Annotated in this window: 23 protein-coding genes and 4 pseudogenes; 13 read left to right on the top strand and 14 right to left on the bottom strand. The window is 60.3% G+C overall.

Annotated features, from left to right (window positions below; all coding sequences use genetic code 11):
• Positions 1-139 precede the first annotated feature (139 nt).
• Positions 140-1,015, bottom strand: coding sequence for a sulfurtransferase (locus tag PWP93_RS35980; RefSeq protein ID WP_421048243.1), 876 nt, complete (start codon positions 1,013-1,015; stop codon positions 140-142).
• Positions 1,016-1,821: 806 nt separating this feature from the next.
• On the opposite strand from PWP93_RS35980, the gene PWP93_RS35985 reads away from it, so the two are divergent.
• Entirely contained in the window at positions 1,822-2,265 is a 444-nt protein-coding gene (locus tag PWP93_RS35985; RefSeq protein WP_421048244.1) for a hypothetical protein, read from the top strand.
• A 585-nt stretch (positions 2,266-2,850) separates the two neighbouring features.
• On the opposite strand, the gene PWP93_RS35990 is transcribed toward PWP93_RS35985, so the two are convergent.
• Genes PWP93_RS35990 through PWP93_RS36000 form a run of 3 tightly spaced genes read right to left on the bottom strand, consistent with a single transcriptional unit; the run spans position 2,851 to position 5,210 of the window.
• Positions 2,851-4,230, bottom strand: a complete 1,380-nt coding sequence (locus tag PWP93_RS35990) for a sensor histidine kinase (RefSeq protein ID WP_421048245.1) — start codon at positions 4,228-4,230, stop codon at positions 2,851-2,853.
• Positions 4,227-4,889: a response regulator gene (locus PWP93_RS35995; RefSeq protein ID WP_421048246.1), complete on the bottom strand. Its 663-nt coding sequence runs from the start codon at positions 4,887-4,889 to the stop codon at positions 4,227-4,229. Before PWP93_RS35995 ends, PWP93_RS35990 begins: the two co-directional genes overlap by 4 nt.
• 24 nt (positions 4,890-4,913) lie before the next feature.
• Positions 4,914-5,210, bottom strand: a complete 297-nt coding sequence (locus PWP93_RS36000; protein ID WP_421048247.1) for a DUF4148 domain-containing protein — start codon at positions 5,208-5,210, stop codon at positions 4,914-4,916.
• Between the two features lie 376 nt (positions 5,211-5,586).
• On the opposite strand from PWP93_RS36000, the gene PWP93_RS36005 reads away from it, so the two are divergent.
• The 8 genes from PWP93_RS36005 to PWP93_RS36040 all read left to right on the top strand — a co-directional run bounded on the left by PWP93_RS36005 (position 5,587) and on the right by PWP93_RS36040 (position 10,535).
• Positions 5,587-6,027 carry a hypothetical protein gene (locus PWP93_RS36005; protein ID WP_421048248.1) on the top strand — a complete coding sequence of 147 codons (441 nt, stop codon included), beginning with the start codon at positions 5,587-5,589 and terminating at the stop codon, positions 6,025-6,027.
• A gap of 421 nt (positions 6,028-6,448) precedes the next feature.
• Positions 6,449-6,661, top strand: a complete 213-nt coding sequence (locus PWP93_RS36010; protein WP_421048249.1) for a hypothetical protein — start codon at positions 6,449-6,451, stop codon at positions 6,659-6,661.
• Positions 6,662-7,314: 653 nt separating this feature from the next.
• A complete protein-coding gene (locus tag PWP93_RS36015; RefSeq protein WP_421048250.1) occupies positions 7,315-7,839 on the top strand; it encodes a hypothetical protein in 525 nt (174 codons plus the stop codon).
• Between the two features lie 66 nt (positions 7,840-7,905).
• On the top strand, positions 7,906-8,544 hold the full coding sequence (locus PWP93_RS36020) for a hypothetical protein (protein ID WP_421048251.1): 639 nt from the start codon (positions 7,906-7,908) through the stop codon (positions 8,542-8,544).
• Between the two features lie 214 nt (positions 8,545-8,758).
• The gene (locus PWP93_RS36025; protein WP_421048252.1) at positions 8,759-9,097 is read left to right on the top strand and encodes a metalloregulator ArsR/SmtB family transcription factor; all 339 of its coding nucleotides are present in this window, start codon (positions 8,759-8,761) and stop codon (positions 9,095-9,097) included.
• Positions 9,091-9,525, top strand: coding sequence for a YeeE/YedE family protein (locus tag PWP93_RS36030; RefSeq protein ID WP_421048253.1), 435 nt, complete (start codon positions 9,091-9,093; stop codon positions 9,523-9,525). The genes PWP93_RS36025 and PWP93_RS36030 overlap by 7 nt, the downstream gene beginning before the upstream one ends.
• Position 9,526: 1 nt before the next feature.
• A complete protein-coding gene (locus PWP93_RS36035; RefSeq protein ID WP_421048254.1) occupies positions 9,527-9,958 on the top strand; it encodes a DUF6691 family protein in 432 nt (143 codons plus the stop codon).
• 229 nt (positions 9,959-10,187) lie between these two features.
• Positions 10,188-10,535 carry a carboxymuconolactone decarboxylase family protein gene (locus PWP93_RS36040; RefSeq protein WP_421048255.1) on the top strand — a complete coding sequence of 116 codons (348 nt, stop codon included), beginning with the start codon at positions 10,188-10,190 and terminating at the stop codon, positions 10,533-10,535.
• Positions 10,536-10,671: 136 nt separating this feature from the next.
• Here PWP93_RS36040 and PWP93_RS36045 read toward each other — a convergent pair whose 3' ends face one another.
• The 3 genes from PWP93_RS36045 to PWP93_RS36055 are packed head-to-tail and all read right to left on the bottom strand — an operon-like array spanning position 10,672 to position 14,085.
• The gene (locus PWP93_RS36045; RefSeq protein ID WP_421048256.1) at positions 10,672-11,475 is read right to left on the bottom strand and encodes a sulfite exporter TauE/SafE family protein; all 804 of its coding nucleotides are present in this window, start codon (positions 11,473-11,475) and stop codon (positions 10,672-10,674) included.
• A 33-nt stretch (positions 11,476-11,508) separates the two neighbouring features.
• Positions 11,509-13,164: a TIGR01244 family sulfur transferase gene (locus tag PWP93_RS36050; RefSeq protein ID WP_421048257.1), complete on the bottom strand. Its 1,656-nt coding sequence runs from the start codon at positions 13,162-13,164 to the stop codon at positions 11,509-11,511.
• A gap of 39 nt (positions 13,165-13,203) precedes the next feature.
• Positions 13,204-14,085, bottom strand: coding sequence for an MBL fold metallo-hydrolase (locus PWP93_RS36055; RefSeq protein ID WP_421048258.1), 882 nt, complete (start codon positions 14,083-14,085; stop codon positions 13,204-13,206).
• A gap of 251 nt (positions 14,086-14,336) precedes the next feature.
• On the opposite strand from PWP93_RS36055, the gene PWP93_RS36060 reads away from it, so the two are divergent.
• A complete protein-coding gene (locus PWP93_RS36060; protein ID WP_421048259.1) occupies positions 14,337-15,716 on the top strand; it encodes a sigma-54 interaction domain-containing protein in 1,380 nt (459 codons plus the stop codon).
• A 369-nt stretch (positions 15,717-16,085) separates the two neighbouring features.
• Positions 16,086-16,598 (top strand): hypothetical protein, encoded by a 513-nt coding sequence (locus PWP93_RS36065; protein WP_421048260.1) that lies wholly within the window; start codon positions 16,086-16,088, stop codon positions 16,596-16,598.
• A 520-nt stretch (positions 16,599-17,118) separates the two neighbouring features.
• Here PWP93_RS36065 and PWP93_RS36070 read toward each other — a convergent pair.
• The 4 genes and pseudogenes from PWP93_RS36070 to PWP93_RS36085 all read right to left on the bottom strand — a co-directional run.
• Positions 17,119-17,352 (bottom strand): annotated as a pseudogene (locus PWP93_RS36070) (DDE-type integrase/transposase/recombinase); the annotation flags it as partial.
• Between the two features lie 833 nt (positions 17,353-18,185).
• Positions 18,186-18,773, bottom strand: coding sequence for a hemerythrin domain-containing protein (locus tag PWP93_RS36075; RefSeq protein ID WP_421048261.1), 588 nt, complete (start codon positions 18,771-18,773; stop codon positions 18,186-18,188).
• A 468-nt stretch (positions 18,774-19,241) separates the two neighbouring features.
• A pseudogene (locus PWP93_RS36080) lies at positions 19,242-19,337 on the bottom strand (DUF2252 family protein); the annotation flags it as partial.
• A 409-nt stretch (positions 19,338-19,746) separates the two neighbouring features.
• A pseudogene (locus tag PWP93_RS36085) lies at positions 19,747-20,181 on the bottom strand (cation:proton antiporter); the annotation flags it as partial.
• A gap of 523 nt (positions 20,182-20,704) precedes the next feature.
• Here PWP93_RS36085 and PWP93_RS36090 point away from each other — a divergent pair.
• Entirely contained in the window at positions 20,705-21,547 is an 843-nt protein-coding gene (locus PWP93_RS36090; protein WP_421048262.1) for a potassium channel family protein, read from the top strand.
• 266 nt (positions 21,548-21,813) lie between these two features.
• Positions 21,814-21,945, top strand: a pseudogene (locus PWP93_RS36095) (DDE-type integrase/transposase/recombinase); the annotation flags it as partial.
• Positions 21,946-22,137: 192 nt separating this feature from the next.
• Here PWP93_RS36095 and tnpC read toward each other — a convergent pair.
• The 3 genes from tnpC to tnpA are packed head-to-tail and all read right to left on the bottom strand — an operon-like array spanning position 22,138 to position 24,437.
• On the bottom strand, positions 22,138-23,724 hold the full coding sequence (tnpC, locus tag PWP93_RS36100) for an IS66 family transposase (RefSeq protein ID WP_421044971.1): 1,587 nt from the start codon (positions 23,722-23,724) through the stop codon (positions 22,138-22,140).
• 18 nt (positions 23,725-23,742) lie between these two features.
• Positions 23,743-24,111, bottom strand: coding sequence for an IS66 family insertion sequence element accessory protein TnpB (gene tnpB, locus PWP93_RS36105; RefSeq protein ID WP_421043126.1), 369 nt, complete (start codon positions 24,109-24,111; stop codon positions 23,743-23,745).
• Positions 24,111-24,437 (bottom strand): IS66 family insertion sequence element accessory protein TnpA, encoded by a 327-nt coding sequence (gene tnpA / locus PWP93_RS36110; protein WP_342964817.1) that lies wholly within the window; start codon positions 24,435-24,437, stop codon positions 24,111-24,113. Before tnpA ends, tnpB begins: the two co-directional genes overlap by 1 nt.
• Positions 24,438-24,475: the final 38 nt, after the last annotated feature.

Below are 24,475 nucleotides of genomic sequence, written 5' to 3' on the forward strand. Positions count from 1 at the left end.
CCGAAAAAGCCGGTTTGTCTTTCCCACGAAGCGGTTCACGCTCCCACCCGGATCAATATATGCAGCACGATGGCGAGTCTCCACAAGGAGTTACCCGATGACGATCCCTTTTAATTTGGACTGCAATGGACCCAGATACTTACGTAGCGTTCACCTGGTATGGCAGGCCCTGTTCGATGGGGAGGGATGGGTCGCGTGACCATTCGTTCCACGACCCGAAATAGAGCCGTACGTCCTTGAGGCCGGCCTCCTCAAGCGCGAGAAAGGTATTGGCGGCCCGGGCACCCTTGAAACAAAAAACGATGACGGGCGTTTCATGGGAAATGCCTGCGGTCGCGCACTCGGCAAGAATTTCTTGGCGCGACTTGAACATTTGCCCCATGGGCGTCGGCTTCATCATGCGGTACCACTCGATCCACACCGAACCGGGAATCCTTCCTTTGCGCGGGCAAAAGTCCTTGCCATAAGGAGAAGAACTCTCACCGATCCATTCATCAACATCCCGGACATCAAGCTTCACGATTGATTTGTCCGCTACGGCTGTCTTCATTGCCGAAAGGTCGACGAACAGGTTACCGGCGCTGGAGCTTGTCGGGAATGTAGCAGGCCTCGGAACAGGTACTTCGGTTGTGCTGGGGAAGCCTTCCGCACGCCAGGCTGCATAGCCGCCGTGCAGGACCTTGATCTTTTCGCGTGGATAACCGAGATACCTCAGGAGCACATAGCCGCGGCACGACTGGCCAAATCCGGTTGCCATGGACTGTTCGTAAACAACGGCGGTTTCTTTGCCAGACAGGCCTGCGTTTCCGAACGCGCTGGCAAACTTGTCGCGTAATGCCGCCAGGCCGTCGGGGGTTGATGTGGCAAGATACGTAAATATTTCGTGAATATTCACCGCGCCGGGCAGGTGGGCTTCCGCGTAGTTCGCGGCGTCTCGTGTGTCGACCAGCACTACCGATTCAGATGCCATTATTTCAGACAATTCGCGCGGCGAAATGAGGACATGTTCGCTCATTGCTTACCTCCCGGGTTAGACGCCTTGGATTGCGAAATTCCTTACCTCAGAACTCAGTCGGCAAATGTTCCGGGTGCTGAAGGGCCATCGCGACAGAGAGACTTTGGCTTTCGCCTTGTCATTCACCGACCCACGACTTCGTTCCCGTGTCTCAGGAAAAATTCTGATGCAAAGCCGAACCCCTATCACCGGGCCCGCCGCGAACCAGGCCCATTGCGGGATCCCGTCATATAGTGATTCTCGCGCGAGACACTCTTACCTCACGCAGAAAAAACTACGCTAGTCCCGGGGCATTGCCTTTGACGCAAGTCAACCTGTCCTGGCATCAATTCTCTCGAAGCAAAAACCAGCCAATTCGATGTGAGCAGCGACAGCAAGCGACGTCGAGAAGGCTGCGCAAAGAAGCCAATGAGATGATCAGGATGCGGCGACTTGACGTTCGTCAGGAACTTCACCCGAGCGTGCGGGATGCGTTGCGCGAACCGCAATTGAAATTCACGTGGGGTGACTCTTATCCGGTGTGATCGGCGAGGTATCGCAGCAGCGGGCGGGGGCTTGCGCATTCTCCAGAGAGCACAGTCATCGGCCAAGGGAGCACGACCATAAGCTAGTCTTAAGCCAGGCAGCGTCACATTGACTTTCGAATCCCTATTCGAGCCAGCTGTTCAAGCCTTGCACTGATACTCAGGGAGGGAAATCCCTCCCTGAGTATCAGTGACGCATCGTATGACGCAATTCAATGGTGACCGGGATCACTGACGGCGCGCCAGTGGAATGGCCTGCCGCTATCGAACAGGAGGCTTGCCATGCTGAAGAGGAACGTGTTTCAGGCACTGGTGACTGCAGGTCTTTTTGCCGTTGCACCGGCTGCGCTACCAGTCGAGCCGACCGCGGTAACGGTTCACCTTTCAGACGGTGGGAGTGCCGGAATGTCATTGACTCTGGTGCCGTCGACTGTGCCGGCAGGATCGGTCGAATTTACGATCACGAATGAGTCGCGTACGTTGAAGCACGAATTCCTGATCTTGCCGTGGTCCAACGACGGTAGCGCACTACCGTATGATCAGAAGACACAGCAGGTTGATGAGGATCGCCTGAGCAAGCTGCAAGGTGTGGAAGACCTTAACCCCCGGGAGACTGTCACGACACGACTTCAGCTCAAGCCCGGCCGCTATATTGCATTCTGCAACGAGCCAGGACACTTTCGCGACGCAATGCGTGCCACGTTTATCGTCAGTGTGGCGAAATGATTCCGTTGAGCAAAGTGTCAACGCCCTGCCCCATGTTCACCGTCCATTTTTTGACCTGAGAGCGCGTCGGGGCACGCAGAGTGCGGAGGCATCATCGGCGGATGTCGCCTGTGGGACTGAGGCGGCTACGCAGGTGTGTTCAGGGTCGGCTACAGATGGCGAGCGAATCGAACGAGACACGGGACTGCAGTCCGGTTGATCCTTCCGTGACCATACGCCGGCGAGCCGTTGAGCATTAATGCGCCTAATGCTTGGCCAGCACGCGAAACAGTGTGACTTGCGGGATCAATCCAGTTCGGTTAGTCCGGCAGGCACCTTGGATAGCGGCCGTTGGCGCAAGGGAAGAATGCGTGGAAGGATGTTATGCCCCCTGACTAGCCGGTGCGCCAGAGCCCCCAGCACGTGCAAACCAATCAGTGCGGTCAATCCGTAGGCCGTCATTGCATGTAGTTATCCTAACCAGTGTGACAACTCGTGGCTCATGGGCAACCGCATGCGTCTGGATGAGCTGGTGTCCATGGGCATGCTTTGCGATGGGCTAGTGATGCCCCTTCCCGCGTGAAAAGATGGCCTCTGTTTGTTGGGCTAAGTGGCTGCCGCGTCGCCGGTTTTTTCCGCTTCCACGACAGCAGCATGGGGGCCGGCAGGCGGAAAACGCAAGGTTACCGCCAATCCGTGATTGTCTTCACCGCTGCCAAGCGAGATGCGGGCGTGATGCTGTCCGGCAATGCGCCTGACAATCGACAGGCCCAGACCGCTGCCCGACGCAGTGTGCCCGTCGCCGCGGTAAAAGCGTTCCCACACGCGCATCCGGTCTTCCACCGGTATTCCCGGGCCGGTGTCGCAGACCTCGAGCACGGCGCAGCTGTCCTCGCGGCCCACAATGACGTCAATGCGTGCGTGGGCTCCGGCGTAGCGGATCGCGTTGTCGACCAGGTTGTTGAGCAGGATGCGAAGGCTGTCAGCATTGCCGGGTACTGTGACGACGCCCGTGGCAACCAGGCCCAGGTCGATCTCGTTGGTTTCTGCGTACCGTACCCTTTCGCTGACGACGGCCCGTGCGAGCGCAGTCAGATCCAGCTCGCTGAAAGCCGGAGCTGGCGATTCGGGTTCGAGTCTCGCCAGTGTCAGCAACTGTTCGGCGAGATGAGCGAGGCGTGCCGTACCGGTGCGGATCTGCGCCGTGATGGCTTCGCGTTCACGCGGGCCCGGCGCCTTTTGCAGCAGCTCAGCCTGAAGCCCGAGCCCCATGATCGGCGTGCGCAACTCATGCGCGGCATCGGCGATGAATTGACGCTGGGCGGTGAATGCGTGATCAAGTCGCGACAACAGATCGTTGATTGCATCGATCAGCGGTTTGACTTCTGCCGGCATGGCTGCAGTGTCGATCTCATGCATGTTGTCCACGTCGCGTCGTTTCACGTTGGCCGCGATCTGCCGCAGTGGCTTCAAACCGTAGCCGATGCCAAACCAGACAAAAAGGGCAAGCACCAGTACCAGCGATAGAACAGGCCAGAAAAGGGACGTGGCGATCTCCGCCACCGCTTCCCAGCGCGCGCGTCTCGCCTGGGCAATGCGTACCTGCAGGTCGCCGTTGCGCTCGACGTAGGTATGCCAGAGCTGTCCGTTGAACTCGATGTCCGAGAACCCCTCGGCCTGCGGCGGCGGCAATGACGAATCCCGATCTGTGCTGAAGACGGGCGTCGTGCCGCGCCAGACCTGAAGCAGCACCGTGTGTGACTGCTCGCCCGAGAGCCGGTCCTCGTTTGTGCCCTGCATGCCCCGGAGCGACAGGTGACCATCGGGTTCGACCACGACGTGCTGTGCAATGCCCTTGAGCTGGTCGTTGAGCACCTCGTTCAGCTCCGTGAGCGCACCCCGGTAGGTCGCCGCGCTCGCAAGCAAACCGGCGAGCAACGCGGCGGGCAGCAGCCAGATCAGCAGACGCCGGCGCAGGGACTTCAATCAATCTCTCCGATCTGGTACCCCACGCCGCGCACATTGCGAATCGACTTTGTGCCCAGCTTGCGGCGCAGATTATGGATATGCACTTGGATCGTGTTGCTCTCGACCTCTTCATTCCAGCCGTAGAGACGCTCTTCGAGCTGTTCCCGGGAAACGATCGTGTCCGGATTGTGCATCAGCTCGTGAAGCAGCGCGAACTCACGTGTCGTGAGCGAGATCTCCTCGTCGCGCAGCCAGACCCGGTGCTGGGCGGGGTCGAGCCGCAGCGCGCCTGCATGTAATGTTGTCCGCGCGCGACCAGCCTGCCGACGATGCACGACACGCATTCTCGCGAGCAGCTCATCGAGTGCAAATGGCTTGACGATATAGTCGTCCGCGCCGCCGTCGAGTCCAGCTACCCGATCGGGAACGGCATCGCGGGCCGTGACGATAATGACGGAAGTGTCGTCGTCGCGCTCGCGTAACCGGGTGAGCAAGGTCAGCCCGTCCTGCTTTGGCAGGCCGAGATCAAGCAGGACGAGCCCGTATGACGTCGTGCGCAAGGCGAGGGACGCCGCGTTGCCATCCTGGGCCCAGTCCACGGCGAACCCCTCGCCCTGCAGCCCCTGCTGCAAGCCGCTGCCGATCAGCGCATCGTCTTCTACCAGAAGTATCCGCATACTGTTGTTCTGTTCTGCTTGTCGTCAGTGGTGGCCGTACTCGGCATTCCGTGTGTGATGCGAGATGCGGTCACCGGATTGCGACGTGCTCGGTGCCGTGCCACCGTAACCCGTACCGGCATTCGCGGCCACGCGGGCTTCGGCTGCCTGAATGTCCGCAGGATACTGCGTCCTGCTCGGCTTGTAACCCGCATGTTCGAGCTGGATCAGTTGTCCCTCGACCTGCGCGCGGGTCAACGAATCGTTTGACGCCTGTGCAAACGATATCGCCGGCATGGCGACCGCAAGCGACAGGGCAAGTGCCTTGATGAGGGTGTTCATGGCAAGTACCTCCGTGGTGAGCCATTCGGGGAGTGCTGGTGATTTGTGTTCCAGCAATGACAGTCTGAAACACCAGTCTTAAGACGCGGTTAACGCCATGCTTGTCGTGAATGTTGGAAGCATGCCCCCTGAAAGCCTGGGGGCTCCCCAGTAACTGTGCCCGATCACGTAATCGATGATGGGAGCAGACTGGTCCCGAATGCAGAAAAAGGCCAGCGCGATCGCGGCTGTAGTCTTAAGTTGATCTTAAGGCGGCGAGCGTTACATTGGACGTCGAATCCGCGGCTTAGGCTGTAGCACCTTTCAGATAGAAATGGGTTTGCGTCCAACCAGCGGGTGATCGCGTGGATGATTGCTGTTGCATGGGAGGGGCGTCATGAAGAGGAACGCATTACAGGTCGCGATGACTGCAGGTCTCTTCGCGGTCTCGACGGGGGCGCTGCCCGCTGAACCGTCCACAGTGACGGTTCACCTTTCAGACGGAGGAAGCACAGGGATGTCATTGACTCTGGTGCCATCGACCATACCGGCCGGGCCGGTCGAGTTTACGATCACGAATGAGTCTCACACGTTGAAGCACGAATTCATGGTCTTGCCATGGTCCGGCACCAGCGCCGCGCTGCCTTATGATCAGAAAACACAACAGGTAAAGGAAGCGCGTCTGGGCGATCTGCAAGGCGTGGAGGACCTCAATCCCCGGGAAACGGTCACGGCACGGCTCGTACTCAAACCCGGTCGTTATATTGCCTTCTGTAACGAGCCAGGGCACTACCGCGACGCCATGCGGGCCACGCTAGTGGTCGACGCTGCGAAATGATGGTGTTCAGAACGGTGACCTGACGGTTGCGTTACTGGCTTGCACTTTTGACCGGAAAATCAACGCATTTTTGTACCATCAGGTCGCGCCGTTCATCTTCGCGGAACAGTATCAATTTCGCCCGGCGATTCGGCGAGTCATTGATTGCACCAGCCAGGTCCGACTCGCGCGGCAGTGTCGCGACTTTGGCCCTGATCTTTGTCTCGAATTGTTCACGTGTTTGACCCGTTACGATGCAGTCTTATAAGAAGTTCAGTCCTTCGTTAGCGATGGCGTACAAAACGAACTCAGTAATGCCGACTTGATACCGTAGCTATCCGCTGCAAAGCGGCACATCGTAATCGAGGACACGACATGCCAGCTTTACCCGCCAAACACTACGCTGCTGAATTGCAGCGACGACTGCGCGGTTTGCTCGGCCATGAGCAGATCGTTACGCAAGCCTACGGGCGTCACCTGCGAGGAGCCAACCGTGGTGGCCCGACTGACTGAACTCGGCCGCATTCGTTATGGCGCCGACTTTCGCAGCCACAGTGGACGTTGGGAACCCCTGCCAGGTACCGGTACGCTCGACGAAATGGCCGGGGAGGTCGTCACGCTGCTGCACCCGTACCTGCAGCCTGATAATTACTAAAGCTATTTGAGGGATGTTGTACTAGTTCGCATGCGAACCTCGCCGCACATAGCGACGCTTCAGAATGGTCCACAGCGATGAGCATCCTGAGCGGACCGTTCGCGCTGCTGCCCGATCTCGAGTTATACATGACATACTCCCCGTTTAGTGCTTCATTCAGGTAGTGCGGTCGCGGTTTCCGATCATCCGCGCGGGCCACAAAGTTTGATGTCTTCACACTCATCGGGATCTTCCAGATGAAGAATCATCTCGGTGCTTCCGCTCGCGGGAACCTGAACCGTGCGCATCTCGCCCTGCGAGCGTATAAGAATGCGAGTAGTGCGCCTCTGTGAAATCTGGACATTGGGACACCTGATTGATAGCGTTACGGATACGACGCGCCGTGACAAGGCCTGCCAAGACGCCACTGTAGGCAAGGTGGGTCGCGAACGCTTGATGTATGTCAACGGGGAACTCATGGACGTGCATGCAGATTTGCCATTGATGGCGCCCGGCACGAGTCGTTTCTCCCGTCTCGAATTGACACAAATCAATCACGTTTTTCCGCAGCCCTATACGCTGAATTTTCGGTTATCCGGAGTGCGGATCGGCCCGGTGCGGAGGTACGTGATGAACCCCAGATATTCACTCTGCGCGCGTTGCGAAATTGCGTCGTGGCAGTGCTGGTTGCTTCGCCAATCGCGGTTTCCTTCGCACAGCAAGGCAGCAATGTGCCTGCCAGAGGCAACGGACCATACGGTGGCGGCCCCGGCATGATGGGAGGTTGCGATGGCGACTGCATGAGCGCAGGAATGAAGGGCTCAGGTATGCGTGGCCCAGGCATGATGGGTGGTTATGACCACGATTGTGGCGTCGACCATGTCGGCTGGGATCCGGGCCTGAAACTGTCGCACGACCAGCAAACTCGCATGAATGCGATCGTTGATCAATCGCGCAAGGCCCGCTGGCTACTGATGGGCAAGATGCTTGATGAACAGTCGGCGCTTCGCGACTTTTATACCGCGACCAGGCAGCCATCGACGCCAGTTACGCCACGATGCGCGACCTGCGCAAGCAGATGTACGGGATCTCTGTCGACGAACACAAGCGTATCGATGCATTGTTTACCCGCGAGCAGCGCGAACGGTTGCGCGACCACCGACGCGAAATGGAAGCCCCCCGAGTGTGGCCCGGCTTGAAATCGAGGCGGCAGTTTCGTTGAGTTCGCTGCCAGGCAAATGCGCACGCGCGCTTGGAGGACAGAAGTGAAAACATTGGCGCTCCTGTTCGTCATCGTGTTGCTGATCAATCTCATGCCAGCGTTTGCGCCGCCGACCTGGATGGCGATGTCGTGGGTTGGCTTCAACATTCACGAGGGGAGCACGCTGCTTATTGCTGCCGTTGCTGCCAGTGCCGCAACGGCAGGTCGACTCACGCTTGCAACACTCTCCCGGTCACTGGTGAGACGGCGCTGGTTGCGCGACGCCGATCGACAAAACATTGAGGTGGTCAGCGCGTGGCTCGGGAAGCACAGGAAGAAGACAGCTGGCGCATTTCTCGTGTATGTGCTCAGCCCGTTTCCGTCCAGCTACCTGTTCATTGGCTACGGGTTGTCGGGGCTGCCGCTCGGCTTCATCGGTGCAGCGTTCTTTGCTGGGCGCATGGTCAGCTACACGATCTGGGCTCGCCTGGGACGGCTCGCGTCATCGTTCGTCGATCCCGAAGCCGTCTTGGAAGGGCAGTATCTGGGCGTCTGGTTCGTGCTTTCGCAACTGGCGTTGCTCGGGCTCGTATACGCGCTCATGAAGCTCGACTGGAAATTGCTTCTTGAACAGCGAAAACTGAAATGGCGGCGGCCCCTCAAACAGTCCGACGGCAATGACACAGGCCCAGCCGGTCCCTGACGTGGTGACACTGGGCAGGTAACAAGAATGCAGGCGCGTCAGACAGGGAGTCCGGCACCCCCCAAGGTCTCTGGCGTCAAAGCCCCGCTCGTGCCGTGCAGGCGGAGAAAAATTAGGGAGCGAGCGTTTGCATGACGCCGCTGGAGGAATCACTATATTGACAGATAAAATATGCATATATATATTATTAACGTGTAAATTGAGCGATTTCCCAATGGACCCAAGCCATCCCATTATCGACCTGGCCACCATGCAGGCTGCCGCGACAAACGCGTGTGCGCTGCTCAAGGTGCTCGCCAATCCAGACCGTCTGCTGCTGATGTGCCGCCTCTCACAGGGGGAGCTTTCTGTGGGCGAACTCGAGGAGGAGCTTGGTATCCGGCAGCCGACCCTGTCCCAGCAGTTGGGCCTGCTCCGCGAAAACGGCCTCGTGGCAACGCGCCGCGAGGGCAAGAACATCTTTTATTCGGTGGCGAGTCAGCAATCGCTCGCCGTGATGACCGTGCTTTATCAACAGTTCTGCGCGAATCCTTCTGGGGACGAATCATGTTGATTGACTTCACCCATTTCACACCCGGTCTCTCGTTGACCGGCGGACTCATCATCGGCCTGGCGGCAGCCTTACTCGTGCTGTTCAACGGTCGCATCGCCGGCATCAGCGGCATCTTCGGTGGCCTGTTGAGCCTGCCACGTAATGACAGCGGCTGGCGACTCGCGTTTGTCGCAGGCCTCGTTATCGCCCCTGTCATTGCAGGCCTGCTCGGCAAGCCGGCAATTGCGGATATCGAGGCGAGTTGGGGCGTCGTCCTGGCTGCGGGCTTCCTGGTGGGGTTCGGCACCCGCTATGCCAGCGGCTGTACCAGTGGTCACGGCGTGTGTGGCCTTTCGCGCGGGTCGCTGCGTTCGCTCGTCGCCACGCTGACCTTCATGGCGGCGGGATTTCTGACTGTTTTTGTCCAACGGCACCTGATTGGAGGCTGATATGGCAATCCTCATGGCACTCCTTTCGGGGCTGATTTTCGGCGTTGGATTGATGGTCTCCGGCATGAGCAACCCAGCGAAGGTGTTGGGCTTCCTCGATATCGCCGGCAGTTGGGACCCCTCCCTCGCGTTCGTGATGGTTGGCGCCATCGTCGTGGCTTCTCTCGCATTCTTCATTGCGAGACGCCGCACGCGCTCGTTACTGGGCTTGCCTGTGCAGCTTCCGGCAAGCACGGCAATTACGCCAAGGCTCGTCCTCGGCAGCGCCGCCTTCGGTATCGGCTGGGGCCTGGCGGGCTTCTGCCCTGGGCCGGCGCTGGTTGCACTGGGTGCGGGCTATCCGAAGGCCATTGGATTCGTGGCAGCGATGGTGGTGGGTATGGTCGTCTTCGAACTCGTCGAATGGACGAAATCGGGCATGCAACGGGCGTAAGCAAGGCGTACAACAACGGCTCGCGGCTGGTCACAGTGGGCCCCGCGTTCGGATACTCTGCTTTCCGTGAACCACGGCTTGAGCGCACACAGACCTTGATCGGCCGAATGGGGCGGACCCGATACCGGAATCACGTGGCCCAATGGCCAGATCGATAGTGGCATGCGTGGTTCGCTTTATTTTGGCTTCCAAATTTTCCATTAGATCTCTGATAGCCGGAGGAACAGCAATGAGTGGATTACCTGTATTTAAAGACGTCGTACGCGCGGTCTCCAACCAGATGCGAGCCCTGCGTCAAACGCAGCCAGACCTGATGACGGCATTCAGCCAACTGGCGGCTGCGGGCACAAAGGACAGCGCTCTGGACAAAAAGACCCGGGAGCTGGTTGCGCTGGGTATCGCAGTGTCTTCTCGGTGCGACGACTGTATTGGCTTTCATGTCCAGACGCTGGTGAAGCTTGGCATGACGAGACAGGAACTCGAAGACGTGCTGGCTACTGCAGTCTACATGGGTGGGGGCCCGTCGATGATGTACGCCACCCACGCGCTAACAGCGTTCGACGAGTTTTCCGCCTGACAAGCGCAATCGCGTGTCCAATCATGACGGAAAATTGTTTCCACACGCGCCGGCATGTCATGTCGGGCACATGACGCCATTTGCGATCATCCCTCGTCCCCGCATGAAGCGCATGGTGCGCGCTGCGCCCGCCGGTTCATGCGAGGAAGGCCTTGGCGAGCATGCCGAGGGCCACGCATACGAGGATGGCCGCAAACCCGGACTGGACGTGATGGGCGGCCAGACGATGCGAAACGAGGCGCCCACCTAACATCCCCGCGGCGGTCGCGGCGCTGAACCACAGGACGATGTCGAACTGTAATGCTGTGCCGTGCATCGCTGTCGCCAGCACACCGCCACTGCCAACCAGCGCAATCACCATCAGCGACGTTGCTACGATACCGTGCATGGATACGTCGGTCAGCTTGCGCATCAACGGCACGATGATGAATCCGCCGCCCACGCCGAGCAGCCCCGTCATCAGGCCGGTTAGCGACCCGGTCGCCGCCAGTGCCAGCGCAGTGGGCCATGACCAGTCAAACCGGCCTGTTGCCGGGTTGACATGAGCGACGCAAAGCGGCGACGCTTGTTGTTCCGGTGCGTTGCGCCTGATCGTCTGACGCAATAGCCGGAAGGCAACGAAAAGCATGACGCAGGCGAACAAGCCAAGCAGCAGCCTCTGGGGCAGGGCGCGTGCGAGGCGCGCTCCCACCGCCGTGGCGGGGACCCCGAGCGCGGCCATCAGGAACGCGGCGCGATAACGGACCAGGCGTTTGCGGAACGCCTCGAGCGCGCCCACTGCCGCGCTGCCCGCGACGGCGACAAGCGCAACTGGCGTGGCCTGCTGCATGGGCCATCCCATTCCAAATACGAGCGCGGGTACGGCCAGGATGCCGCCACCGGCGCCCGTGAGTCCGAGAATGGCGCCGACTACGGCGCCGAGAAGAAGCGAGACCAGCATTGATCACCTCGAGATACGGCAAGTGGACGAGTATCAGTCGGCTACCTGGGGTTGCACGAACCACTCTCGTCCCTTGAGCATGCCTTGCCAGTAAAGCGGAGGCAGGATGCGCTCCTTGAGCAGCCAGGCGAGACCGGATGGCTTCTTCCCGTCGATGATCCATGCGGGGAAGGTCGGCGCGACCTTGCCGCCGTAGAGAAACTCGGCGAGCACGATCTTCCCGCGCTCGACCGTGAGCGGGCACGAACCGTAACCGTCATAGATCGCCGCTCCGCGCGTGACACCCAGCGCGGCAAGCACGTTGTGCGCGACGATCGGCGCCTGCTTGCGCGCGGCTGCCGCGGTCTTTGCGTTGGGCGTATTGGTCACGTCGCCTAGTCCGACGATGTTCTCGTAGACCTTGTGCCGCAAGGTACCCTGATCGACGTCGACCCACCCGCCGGCATCGGCAAGCGGGCTGACACGGATGAAATCGGGCGCCTTCTGGGGCGGCACGACGTGGAGCAGGTCGAATCCGGTCTCGAATGTTTCGCTGCCGCCGCCAGGGAGTGCTCGCGTGAAGGTCGCGCGCCGTGCTTCGCCGTCCACGGCCGTCAGGTTGAAACCGAAGTTCAGATCGATGCCGTACGACTCAACGTACCTCATGAGTGCTGGTACATAGTCGGCTACACCGAAGAGCGCCGCGCCAGCGTTGTAAAACTCGACGTTGATCTGGTTGAGCCTGCCGGTGCGGCGCCAGTGATCGCACGAGAGATACATGGCCTTTTGCGGTGCGCCCGCGCATTTGATCGGCATGGGCGGTTGCGTGAAGAGCGCGCGGCCGCCCTTGAGCTGCTGCACCCGTTGCCAGGTGTAGGGCGCAAGGTCGTAACGATAGTTGGAGGTCACGCCGTTGCGCCCAAGCGTCTGCGGCAGTCCTTCAATGGCATTCCAGTCCAGCTTAAGGCCTGGGCAGACCACGAGTTGCCGATATTTCACGACGCGGCAGCCTTCGAGGATCACGGCATTCGCTGTGGGCTCGAACGCGGCCACAGCCGACTTGATCCAGCGAACATTGCGCGGGAGTACTCCACCCATGGGACGAGCGGTCGTTTCCGGGCGGAATACGCCCGCGCCCACCATCGTCCAGCCGGGCTGGTAGTAGTGTACGTCGGCGGGGTCGATGATGGCGATGTCAAGATTGGGCGCCCGGGCAAGCAGGCTCGACGCGGTGGCGACGCCCGCCGCTCCCGCGCCGATGATGACGACGTCGTGCTGTTCCTCGGTGGAGATGCGCGGCGAGCCGATGCGGCGCGCGAGCCCACTCAAGTCGACCCCGGCGCGCTTGCCTGCGGCAAGGATCTCGACGAGCGACATGGTTGATCTGCTGGCCAGCGCCCATAGGGTCGCCGAGCGCATGCCGCTGCGGCAGTAAGCGAGCAGGGGCCGCGGAAGGGTGTCCAGATAATCGCGGAATCGTTCGGCATCCTGATCGCTCACTTTGCCCGATTCCACAGGAAGGTAGTGTGCCTCCATGCCAAGCTGTCGTGCTGCCTGCTCGATTTCGGTGAACGTGGTCTGGTCCGCGCCTTCGCCGTCGGAACGGTTGCAGATGATCGCGCGAAAGCCCATCTCGCGCAGCGTAGCCAGATCGGCAACGCGGATCTGGGGGGAAACTGCAAAGGTGTCCGTGAGCTTCTTGAGTTCCATGTTTGCCTCTTGTGTTTTCGTCGATGTCCAACGCATCGCTCAAAGCGCGTTGATCGGGATCTTGATGTATGAAATGCCGTTGCTCTCCGGCTCTGGCATGTGGCCGGCACGCATGTTGACCTGCACCGATGGCAGGATGAGCGCGGGCATGTCGAGCGTGGCGTCGCGGGCCGTGCGCATGGCGATGAACGACGCCTCGTCGATGCCGTCGTGCATGTGGACGTTGGCTTCGCGCTCCTCGGCCACGGTGCTTTCGAATTTCACGGCGCGACCGCCTGGCTGATAGTCGTGGCACATGTACAGGCGCGTCTCCGCCGGCAGGCTGAAAACCCGGCGGATCGACCGATAGAGCGTCGACGCGTCGCCACCGGGAAAGTCGCAGCGGGCGGTTCCGTAGTCGGGCATGAAAAGCGTGTCGCCGACGAAAGCCGCCTGCTGGGAGCCGTCGCTGACCACATAGGTCACGCACGCCGGCGTATGACCCGGCGTGTGCATCACGCGGACCTCGACGTCGCCCACATGGAACACGTCGCCATCGGCAAAAAGGCGATCGAACTGCGAGCCGTCGGTGTGGAAGTCCGGCCCCGTATTGAAGAGCTTGCCAAACACGCCCTGCACGCGCGTGACCTGGCCGCCGATGGCCACCTTGCCTCCGAGCCTCTCCTTGAGATAGGGCGCCGCGGATAGGTGATCGGCGTGGACATGGGTTTCAAGCAGCCAGTCCACACGGGCGCCCAGTGATTCGACGCGGCTGGCAAGCCGGTCCGCTGTGACAGTCCTCGTGCGACCCGATTTCGGGTCGTAATCAAGCACGGTATCGATCAGCGCGCAGCGCCGCGTCCCGACATCGAGCAGCAGGTAGCTCACGGTCCACGTGGCGGGATCGAAGAACCCTTCGACGGCAAATCTGCAGGCAGACATTCTGGATATTCCTCGCAAATGGCGGACGCTCAGTCCTGGCGAGGAACCGTAGTTCAATAATCGTGCCAGCCTTGCTGGGCAAGGCTCCATGGATATTTAAATCCATGATTTAGATTGGCATTTCTGTGCGTGATGATCGGCTTGGGCGGGGCGCCGCGAGCGCTACTATTGACAGCATGACTGCCAGATGGCAGTCGGTGGCATAATTGGCAGTCTGAAAATATCGGCTGCAAGAGCAAGGACCGACGATCATGACTTCGCCTGACCAGACACGGACTGGTTCTCCTCTGCCGGACGTGGCGCCGGAAGTCGGCGCGCTGGTGTCGTACCTGGAGTACGATCCGCTGCCCGCCATCGTGCTCGATCCGCAATACCAGATTCTGGCGGCGAACCGGGCTTATCAGCGGCAATTTGGCGTGGAGGGGCAGGCGCACGTCGGCCGCAGGTGCTATCAGGTTTCCCATCATTACGACGTGCCCTGCGATCAGGCAGGAGAGCACTGCCCAATGAAGCGCGCGGCCGAGAATCGCGGCGCGGACCGCGTGCTGCATATCCATCACACGCCACGGGGCCCGGAACACGTAGACGTCGAGCTGCGGCCGATCTTCGATGCCCGCTCGGAGATCATCGCGTACGTTGAGCGACTGGCGACGGTTCGGGGCGCATCAGCAAGACCCAGCGCGGAAGGGCTCGTCGGTCGCGCACCGACGTTCAATGCAGCGATTTCCGCTCTGCAGCGCGTCGCACCATCGACGTTGCCCGTCCTGCTGCTCGGCGAATCCGGTACCGGCAAGGAACTGTTCGCCCATGCGCTTCACGAAGCGAGCGAGCGCGCGCAAGGGCCATTCGTTGTCGTCGACTGTTCCGGCATTACCGAAACGCTCTTCGAAAGCGAGCTGTTCGGCTTCGAGAAGGGGGCGTTCACGGGCGCCACCAGTCGAAAGCCTGGGCTGGTTGAAACCGCGCAAGGCGGCACGCTCTTCCTCGACGAGATTGGCGATGTTCCTCTGTCGATCCAGGTCAAGCTGTTGCGTCTCATCGAAACCGGGACCTTCAGGCGTGTCGGCAGCACCGAGACCCAGCGCGCCGATTTCCGGCTCGTCGCTGCGACACACCAGCCGCTCGAGCAGATGGTCGCGGCGGGCCAGTTTCGCTCAGACCTCTACTTCCGGATCAGTGCTTTTCCCATTCATTTGCCCGCGGTGCGCGAGCGTGTGGAAGATATCCCGCTCCTGGCCGACTCCATTCTGGCGCGCATCGCATCGGCGGGACACGTCTCACCGCGCAAACCCCTGATTTCGCCGGACGCGCTGGCACTCCTGCGTGCGTATTCCTGGCCGGGCAACATCCGCGAATTGCGCAACGTGCTCGAGCGAGCAAGCCTCCTGGCCGACGACGGGGTAATACGGCCCGGCCAGTTGCCGGACTCACTCACGCGAGACGTCATGGCGCCGGCCGAAATGTTGCCTGCGACGGGTATCGCTCCGCCTCGCGAGGTGTCGGACGCGCAACTCGCGCTTGCCGCGGCGAAATCGGGCGGCAAGCGCAGTGAACTCGCTGCCCGGCTTGGGATGAGCGAGCGCACGCTGTACCGTCGCCTCAAGGCGCTCACGGACGCTGGCAAGGCCTGACGCCCGCGTTGTCCATCGGGTAAGCAGCAAATCGGCGACCTGGATGGACTACGGACTTCCGGGGATAGAGCCGTTCACGATCTGTCCATCCATCAGCCATGGTGTGTCGTGCTGTTTCGCTCGCGTCTGCTCGACGCAAAGCGCACGAGCAGGGTGATGATGACGGGACTCATTGGCCCCGACTTCCGGCGAGAGGACTGCAGCCCCGGCGCGCTGGGCTCCATTTGATCTCCCGCTGTCACGTTACAAACACTGGTCGTGGCGCAAGAGATTCTTGATGCACATCAAGGGGGATTGCGGACCGGCGAATAGGCTTGAAATCGGCGACAGGTTCGTGTAATCGGCCGCACACTAGACGCCGGAGGCCACATGAAAAAGCTTTTGTTCGCAGTCGCGCTTTGTTCCGCATTGACTTCGCCGACGCTTCTTGCCGCGTCCAAAGACGCAGCTGCCGCACAAAGCAGTTCCAAATCTCAAAGTCCGGATACCGCTGCATTCGACAAGAAGCTGGCTCAGTTTCAAGAGCAGACGAAGACCATGCAGGCGCAGATGGACCAGATTCGCAAAACCCAAGACCCGCAAGAACGTCAGAAGCTCCTTCAGCAACACTGGGCTACGATGCAGAGTGCAATGGGCACCATGCACGGCATGTGGGGATACGGGATGATGGGATACGGCGGGATGGGTCCCGGCATGATGGGTGGTCCCGGCATGAGAGGCGGCTGGGGGCATATGGGAGGGTATTACTCCCAGTTGACGCCCGAGCAGCTCAAGAAGCGGCAGTACATGACTGATCAGTACCTGCGAATGCAGCAGGAAATGATGAACAACATGATGTGGCAACAGCAGTACTGGATGGCACCTCCTGCCTCACCCCAGTAAAGTCTACATATTCTAGCAGCCGCTCCAGACTCCGGCACAAGTCGCGCGTCGACGGGCGGCACCATAAAGGATGCCGTCCACCGAAATGAAATGCGTCGCGGTCCCTTTTTGGGCTGACGCCTCGCACTCATTTGCGCGCGCTTGCGGCGGCATTGGTTGTAAAGTCTTAAATCAATTATATAGGAAAACTAAATTTAACATAATTCTATTGATCAATATTTTGTAATATTCGAGATTAAATCTCTATCGGTAACTCGTCACTTGCCGTGATTAAAGAGTCGCGTTCTCGGCGTGTACGGTGTTGGACGAATTGGGCCCAGGATGGCTCGGAAAACGTCTTCGATGCTGGTCGTAGGGACCCTTGTCCCTGTCCGAGAGGTAGTGCTTGAACGGCTATGGCCCGCACAAGGTGTGACGCGTCTCGTACCCAAGGGCAATATGACAGCGATTTCGATAGGTCGACCTTGGGTTTTGTCGCGATAAGGGCAACGGCCAAGAAAAGTTCGATGAAGAGGATTACTTATTTCGCTAGCGAGTAAAATTGCTCGGCGGCGGATTGTTGAGAGCCGCGAACGTATTTCATCTGCCCCTTGACGATCATATGCATGACTTCGATGCCACCCAGAATGATGCGGGCACAGCGAAAATCGCCGAATCCAAGCATGGGGCGGGTGCGACGCTTGATGGCACGGTGGTCCTGCTCCACGACGTTGTTCAGGTATTTGTTCTGGCAGATCTTGATCGGCGTCTCACGTCAGCGTTGAGAAGGATTACATCAAGCTGATAGTGCAGGCGCTTGAGCACCTTCGCCACAGCCGGATTCAGGTTCTGCTGCATTGTTCAGATCGTCCGTCTTCGTGACTTCAGCATAGCAGGTCCCTTATTGCGACAAAGCCTCCATTCGCCCGTTCCGGCTTCAGAGTCGTCACCAAGTGTCCAATCCTTCCTGTTGTCAGGGCGTATGATGCCCCGACGCTTACTGCGACAAAGCGGGGCGCCACGAGCCTGCCTTATGGGGCGCTCTCCGGTTCAGCCGATCGACTGGGTCATGCTACGTAGTCTTGCGCCTACGGCGGCGGGCAGTCGACTACATGATTTCCAGTCTGGGCTGATACCGGCTGCTCGATGCACGAACCATACTGGAATTGACGCTTCGCTATTGCAGCAACGTCATCGGAAATGGATCGTGAGGAATGTGTTATGGGCACCACCGCTTACTCTCTGCGCTCCCTCGTCGACAAGTGGCTTGCGCCGACTCAGCGGACGCCCGCCCACCTCGTGCAGATCGGTCGCACCCAGGCGTCGCGCTCCCGATTCGTCCGCTTTGAGGGGCAAACATCCGTGGGGTTTGTCACGATCGTCTTCTTTCGTCACGATGACGGTTCATGGTGCGTGTTCCCGCCGAGGGGGAGAGTACCTGCGATGTGCCAGGTCTGCGGTGATCGTTGAAACCAGCAGCCAAACCCATAAGCCCGGAGGTGGCGTCGAATGGTCTCCAGCGTTGCTCCGCCCCCAGACTCTTGCTTTGCCGCCGCGGCAAATGAAACTCTGAAGTAGTAACGACAGGGTGTCTGCAAACAGAGAAAATCATGCTCGGGGTTGTGCATTGGGCATCGTTTGAACGATCAGGGCATAAAGATCATCGAGATTGCTCTCGCTTTCGAGACTCTCGAGCGGATCGCGATTTGCGCCGAACGCCTCATCAATTTCCACCCAGTCGGCGGCAGTCAGATAGCGCTGCGCGGCGGGCAGGATCACGGACTCCTCAAGATGGCGGTGTCGGGCGTAGAAGTCTGCATAGTTCATGACTTCGTCACGCAAGGCAGGCAGCGTGTCGGCGCCTGCCAGCTCGTAGCGTGTGAGCGCACGTTCGAGTGCGCAAATACGCTGGCCACCTTCTTCGTGCTGACGCTCGAGTTCCTCGATGACGCCATTACACTCGTCGGTACGCTCGCGAAGTCGCCCAAACAGGTATTGCTCCTCCTTCGGATGGTGAATCTGGTCGGGAAATTCCTGTATGTAGTAGAGCATCGCGCGCATGAGCATTGCGCTGGGCGAGCCGGCACTGTATGCCATGTCATCGACCACGCGGAGCATCCCGCTGACAATGCTCGTAAGGCGACTGTGTTCGCTCAACATCACTTGTATCGCACTGCGTCGAGTGGCATGTTCCACGTTAGGCTCCGTGACAAGGGCGGCCGGCCAGGTAAAGGGTAGGGCGATGGGGCACGCTGGGACGGCACCTCAAGGGCGGCCGCGAGTTTCAATATGAGCGCCGCACGGAGGGGGGGATTTGATCTTTGTCAATTTCAGCGGGTGGCTCGGCCAGCGGTTTCGTCGAAGCCGCCGACGTGACTTCGCTTGGATCGAACTTGGCCACCGATCATTGAGTCCGTTCCCGTCATGAGCTGTTACTCGGCGACTGCGTCTATCGGTCATTCAAGCGGCCGCTATGCTCAGGTAAAGCGGCCACACCGTCGCGCTGCAACGCCGGCCGTGCAATCTGCCGTTAGCTGTATCGGATCTCGATCAGGACCTGATTTTGATCCAACTTAATGCGTCGGCACGCGAACAGGAAGATGGTGAATTAAAGGCCGACTCGTATTGAAGTCGGCGAGTTGCGGGTTTTCCTCGTTCCCAAGAGCTCGCGGCAAGGCGCTTAAGGTCCCACTCCCAGGGCGCGGGCGGCGTCTCGTCGAGATCGTTGATCGCACAGATGATATTGCGCTCCGCCGTCGCTGCTCACCCGGTACGCTTCGGTGCTCGCATGCTCCGGCGCATGATATCCGAGGGCGGCGATAGATCTCGCACACCTGCTAATTGATGGGAGCGCCGACAGCCCTTGAGCGACGATGCTGAGAAGGACCGTGGCCATGAGCGTGAGTTTGATGGTCGACTCGCAGGGCAAGCCGTCTCGCCTTCCAGATAGGCGAGCCCGAGAACGATGGAGGCGAGCCTTCGCGGGCAGAACCAGCACATAAACAAGGTGGTCGGCCGGCTCTAGTGTGTGCCTCGCAGCGCGATGGTCACCGGCTCCATGCTGATCACCGTGAGGATTAGCACGCCGTAGTCCACGACCGCGAAGCCGAACTGGGGCACGACCGATCAACGCGCCGTAACCGAGCTGCTCAAGCATAAAGCGCGCGAGGACCGTGCCGCGGTCACCCATTTCGCTCGCCTCGGCTAGCGCGATGAAGAACATGAGAAAAGGCACGGAAAGTCTGTCGTTGAGTCCCGCTTCCACGTTCAATGTCTGGCGGATTCGCGCGGGAACATGCGGGTTATTCACGATGATCTGACCGAGGCCTGCATCGGTCGGCACGAGGATCGAAGCGAGGATATCCGCCTCCGGCCAGGTCAGCACCGGAAAGACGAGTTTGGCGCAAAGCAAGCCTGGCGCGATAGTGAGCGGCATCCCCACGCTTAGCCGGCGCGAAGGCAGATTGATCTCGCCCCCGAGCATCGAAGGGCGAACCCGTGAAGCGTCGGTGAACAAGATCATTACGAGGCCCAGCTCGGCCATGATCAGCAGGTCATGGCGGACGATCGTGAGTTCGTGAAGCGCTTCGCGAGAGAAGTGCATCAGGGCGGCAAACACGATCGGGGCAGTGAGGACTGTTCGTTCGAGACGCCCGGATAACAGACCGTACAGTACAGAAAGACAGTTGCGATGAATGCGGCGATGATGATCATCAATCACCTCTTGCGAGCGGTATACCGCGTCGTTGTCGACGGGATGTAGGCCCGGCGTGCGAACACGGTGGCCCTATGCGCAACTCACGCTAAGGGCGGCAGAAAATCGCTTGATTCAAATCACGCACTTGCGCCGGCCGTCGCAAGCGGACACGCCGCCCAGTACAGGCCGTCCACGCGAGGTCCGGCAGCTTGTCTTCGTCCACGCTTCGAGCTGATTTGATCTGCATCATGATTGACTGGTGCAGGCGTGGGACGCTGTTCCCCATCTACTTGCCTGAAGACACGGCGAGCAAACTCCATTGCCATGTTGAAGTGAAGCGTGACACCCGGTTTGGGCTCGTTGCGCGAGCCGATTGAAAATTTAAAGAGGCGCGCAGCCGATAAATCCCCCGTGATGACGGATGTGGCAGATGAGTGACAACTGGGACAAAGCTGGACTGGGCGGCATTGATTCGCATGACGGTGCAGCGGCGTCGCATGCATGGGCTCGCGCACGCTGGGTCGTGCTTGCGGGCTGCCTGCTTGCGATTCCGGCTTTCTATCTCGAGTTGCTTGCAACGTCGAGCGCAGGGGTCATGGCCGCGAGGGCGCTCTACGGCTGCATGGCTGTGGCCTGCGCGGGTGCCATTGCGTGGACCGCCCATGCGAGCCGCAGACCCGCGCGTTTTCTGCGTCGCAATGCGTACGACGTGGCGATTGCCTGCGGCGCGTTGCTCAGTATGATCGGCGGCCAGACCCCATGGCCTACGCTCGAGTGGGCACTACGGCTCTTGCTGATGGGAGTCACCGCGGTGCGGATCGTTGTTGCACTGCGCGCGTATTTCGAGCCAGGTAGGCTCGCGCTGCTGCCGCTTGCGGGCACGATCATGCTGCTGCTTGGCGGTGCGGGCTTCTACGTGTTGGAGCCGCGAGTACACAGCTACGCCGAAGGGCTTTGGCTGGCGTTCGAAAGTAGCGCGACAGTTGGCTATGGCGACTTTGCACCGACGACACCCGCATCCCGCATCTTCGCAGTATTCGTCGTGCTGCTCGGCTATGGCATGCTGTCGCTGGCCTTTGCCGGTATTGCAGCGTATTTCATCGGCAGTGAAGAGCGGCGGTTGCGCGTCGAGATGCATCGCGACATCAGGGCGTTGCGCACTGAGATCGTATCGCTGCATCGCGACCTCGACGGGCTGCGCGATGCGATTGCGCCTGGGTACGCCGGGCCAGACGGTGGCGCCAGCGCGGCACCCGAGATCGGCTCTGGTTGATCTTTATCGGCATGATGCCTTTGCGCGGCGCGCGTCTGCGAGCATTTCGTGCGGAAATGGCGGTTCGCTTGGCGTTTGCCTCGCGGCCTCTTTCGCGGCGGCTGCGCGGCAAACCCCGTAACCCGAGATCCGGCGGTAAGCAAGCGCGCTGTCGACGTTGCTTCGAACGGGCAGCGGGCAAACAGCAGCGCGACAGCGCTGACTGACGGGCCCAGTTTGGCTGCCAGCGCGCAATGCACAATAACTGTCGCAATGGCGATTCAATTCAATATCTGTATCGCGCCGTGGACAAGGCTGGCAATACGGTTGACTTCCTGCTGCGAGCTCATCGTGCAAAAGCTGCGGCACGGCGATACTTCGAAAAGGCGATCGTCCAGAACAGGGTACCCGGGGCGGTTCAGTCGTTTCTCGTTTGCAATTGCCCCAGCCAGCGGACAATTGTTGCGTCATCCTGACGCTTACATGAGTCGAAGGACGATCCTCTGGAGCATGGCCGGCAGGTCGCGTCGTGTGTCGACCACGAGGTGAATGAAAACGGTGTCGTCCCGCACCTGGTAGGTAATCGGTAATTCACCGACGTTCTTGCGATCTCAGGCGCTCTGATGCAAGGGCGAGCGCAGGGGATTGCCGGCGAAGAGTGATTTCCACATCCTCGGCGTGAGTTCATGCACGCGCGATGCCGGATGCTGGCCCACGCGCTGCAACACGTCGACCAGATAGTCGTAGGGATCGATGTCGTGCAGCTTGCACGTCACCAGCAGGCTTTGCGCGATACCGATCTGCCTGGCGCCGAGTTCGGTCCAGCAGAACATCCAGTTCTTCTTGCCCATTGGGATGGCGCGCAGCGCCCGCTCCAATGAATTCGTATCGATCTCGACATCCGCATCATCCAGATACAGCAACAGGCCATCGCGGCGCTCACGGACATAGGCCAGCGCCTTCGTGAGCGGACTGCTCGGCAGCAAGCCTTGCGCTTCGAACTGCCTGTCCACCCAGACGAAGAACTGCTGCGCCACCGGCTTCGCATGCTGCTGCCTCCATGCGCGCTTGCCGGAGCCTGTCAGGCCCTTCTGCCGGATGTCTTCCTCGACGCGATACAGCGCGCCGATATGCTCCAGCGCTTCGGCCACGCGTGCCGGCTCGATCTCTTCGGCCTTCACGAAGGCACGCCTGCTGTGCGCCCAGCACTGCGCGTGGGCCAGACCCGTCTTCTTCGCATACCAGGCGTACGCCTTGTAGCCGTCCGTGTGCAGGACGCTGCCAGCCGCCGCGGTTTGCCCGAGCAACTGCTCGACGTGCTCCTGCCGCCGGCTCGGCTGGTAGTGGAAGCAGATCTCCTCGAGCTCGCCCATCACCGGCCAGAAGTACGCCGACTTCATCTTGCCCGGGCCGTCCCGTCCGGCCTTGATCGGCGTCTCGTCCATGCGCTTGACACGCGAGCTCAGGATCGACTGCCACTGCGCGTCGTGGACGGGCTCGATCAGCGCAATGGCCGCTTGCGCGATCTGCGTGAGCCACTGCCGCGACACGCGGATGCCGCACTGGGCAAGCCGCTGATGTTGGCGGTACAGCGGCAGGTGGTACACCAGCTTGTCGATGAGCAGCCCGGCGATGAACGACACATCGGCGCGGCTGCCTTCGATCACACCAACCGGCGCCGCAGGACACGACAGTGCCTGCGTATCGCGCCGCTTGATCACCGGGCGCACGTACTTGAGCACGACATAGCTGCCGGGACGTTGGGCCAGCCGGTGGCTCACACGCTCGCCGATTACTTCGTAATCCTCGGGATCGAGACCTGCGCTCTCGGGGTTCGCGATCTCGATGACTTCGACCGGCACCTTGCCCTCGTCGAAGAACAGCGTTGATTCGTCGACACCCGGGCGACTGGGCGTGGTGCTGCGCTCGTGGCCTGCTATGCGCGTCTTCCTGCCCGGCGCCGGTGCATCGGGCACAGCATCGAAGGCTTCGCCCAGCGTGCCTTGTGCCGCATCGGGCTGTACGATGCGACGCTCGCTCTTGCGGCCGAACAGCTGGCGCTGGAACCACGCGACTTGCGCGCGCAATTGTGCGTTCTCGCTCAGTACCGCTTCGCATCGCGCTGACAACGCCGCCACGTGCGCAGTGAGCGCTACGAGCGTTTCGTCGGTGGCGGCAGTCGATGGCATGGCCACCATCATAGGGCAACGCATGCCTCATGGCGAGGGCCTCACCGGCGACTGTGGCTGCGTGTGCCGGTAACGATGCCGCTGCCGGACGACCTCGATTCCCTCGAGCAACAGCTTCAGTTGGGTGACATCGATCTCACGCGTGTCCGCCCGGTTCCAGTTGGCCAGAAATCGGCCTTGCTCGAGCCGCTTGGCCCAAACGCACCAGCCGCTGCGATCGAAATAAAGCACCTTGATTTGCGTGGCACGACGATTGATGAACGCGAACAGATGGCCCCCAAGTGGATCGACCGGCATGCTGTGGCGTGCGATCGCGTGCAAGCCATCGAACGAGCGCCGCATGTCCACGGGTGCGCCGTACAGGAACACACGTACCTGCTGCTCAGGGAAGAACATCAGCTTCTCGCGATTGTCAGAACGATGCCGCCGGGCAGATCGAGGCGGATCGTCAGATTCGCCTGTCCAGCCTGCGTGCCCGGGTTGATGTGCGTGTCAGTTGCCGCAATGGTCCCCAGATCGACAAAGGCCGAGTCCCCGGCGGATGCATCCACGCCACACGGAGATGCCAGGCCCTGCAAGCGCCGCCGCCAATGATAGAAGCGAAACTCCGACACCGACTCCTCACGGCAGAACGCTCTGACCGTCAGTCCGCGCTCTGCGAAGCGTGCCAGCCTCTGGCGCCACGCTAATTCCACTTCCTCTCGCTTCGCTGCTGCCTTCATCGTCTGCTCCTGATCGCATTGAACGAGGAGCATTCTGC

This window comes from Paraburkholderia sp. A1RI-2L (genome assembly GCF_048957375.1).
Classification (GTDB): Bacteria; Pseudomonadota; Gammaproteobacteria; order Burkholderiales; family Burkholderiaceae; genus Paraburkholderia.

What these genes read in the sequence shown, in the direction of transcription:
- PWP93_RS35980 (WP_421048243.1), bottom strand. Translation starts at nt 1,015, where the DNA reads ATGAGCGAACATGTCCTCATTTCGCCGCGCGAATTGTCTGAAATAATG.
- PWP93_RS35985 (WP_421048244.1), top strand. Translation starts at nt 1,822, where the DNA reads ATGCTGAAGAGGAACGTGTTTCAGGCACTGGTGACTGCAGGTCTTTTT.
- PWP93_RS35995 (WP_421048246.1), bottom strand. Translation starts at nt 4,889, where the DNA reads ATGCGGATACTTCTGGTAGAAGACGATGCGCTGATCGGCAGCGGCTTG.
- PWP93_RS36000 (WP_421048247.1), bottom strand. Translation starts at nt 5,210, where the DNA reads ATGAACACCCTCATCAAGGCACTTGCCCTGTCGCTTGCGGTCGCCATG.
- PWP93_RS36005 (WP_421048248.1), top strand. Translation starts at nt 5,587, where the DNA reads ATGAAGAGGAACGCATTACAGGTCGCGATGACTGCAGGTCTCTTCGCG.
- PWP93_RS36010 (WP_421048249.1), top strand. Translation starts at nt 6,449, where the DNA reads ATGAGCAGATCGTTACGCAAGCCTACGGGCGTCACCTGCGAGGAGCCA.
- PWP93_RS36025 (WP_421048252.1), top strand. Translation starts at nt 8,759, where the DNA reads ATGGACCCAAGCCATCCCATTATCGACCTGGCCACCATGCAGGCTGCC.
- PWP93_RS36030 (WP_421048253.1), top strand. Translation starts at nt 9,091, where the DNA reads ATGTTGATTGACTTCACCCATTTCACACCCGGTCTCTCGTTGACCGGC.
- PWP93_RS36035 (WP_421048254.1), top strand. Translation starts at nt 9,527, where the DNA reads ATGGCAATCCTCATGGCACTCCTTTCGGGGCTGATTTTCGGCGTTGGA.
- PWP93_RS36040 (WP_421048255.1), top strand. Translation starts at nt 10,188, where the DNA reads ATGAGTGGATTACCTGTATTTAAAGACGTCGTACGCGCGGTCTCCAAC.
- PWP93_RS36045 (WP_421048256.1), bottom strand. Translation starts at nt 11,475, where the DNA reads ATGCTGGTCTCGCTTCTTCTCGGCGCCGTAGTCGGCGCCATTCTCGGA.
- PWP93_RS36050 (WP_421048257.1), bottom strand. Translation starts at nt 13,164, where the DNA reads ATGGAACTCAAGAAGCTCACGGACACCTTTGCAGTTTCCCCCCAGATC.
- PWP93_RS36055 (WP_421048258.1), bottom strand. Translation starts at nt 14,085, where the DNA reads ATGTCTGCCTGCAGATTTGCCGTCGAAGGGTTCTTCGATCCCGCCACG.
- PWP93_RS36060 (WP_421048259.1), top strand. Translation starts at nt 14,337, where the DNA reads ATGACTTCGCCTGACCAGACACGGACTGGTTCTCCTCTGCCGGACGTG.
- PWP93_RS36065 (WP_421048260.1), top strand. Translation starts at nt 16,086, where the DNA reads ATGAAAAAGCTTTTGTTCGCAGTCGCGCTTTGTTCCGCATTGACTTCG.
- PWP93_RS36090 (WP_421048262.1), top strand. Translation starts at nt 20,705, where the DNA reads ATGAGTGACAACTGGGACAAAGCTGGACTGGGCGGCATTGATTCGCAT.
- tnpC (WP_421044971.1), bottom strand. Translation starts at nt 23,724, where the DNA reads ATGGTGGCCATGCCATCGACTGCCGCCACCGACGAAACGCTCGTAGCG.
- tnpB (WP_421043126.1), bottom strand. Translation starts at nt 24,111, where the DNA reads ATGTTCTTCCCTGAGCAGCAGGTACGTGTGTTCCTGTACGGCGCACCC.
- tnpA (WP_342964817.1), bottom strand. Translation starts at nt 24,437, where the DNA reads ATGAAGGCAGCAGCGAAGCGAGAGGAAGTGGAATTAGCGTGGCGCCAG.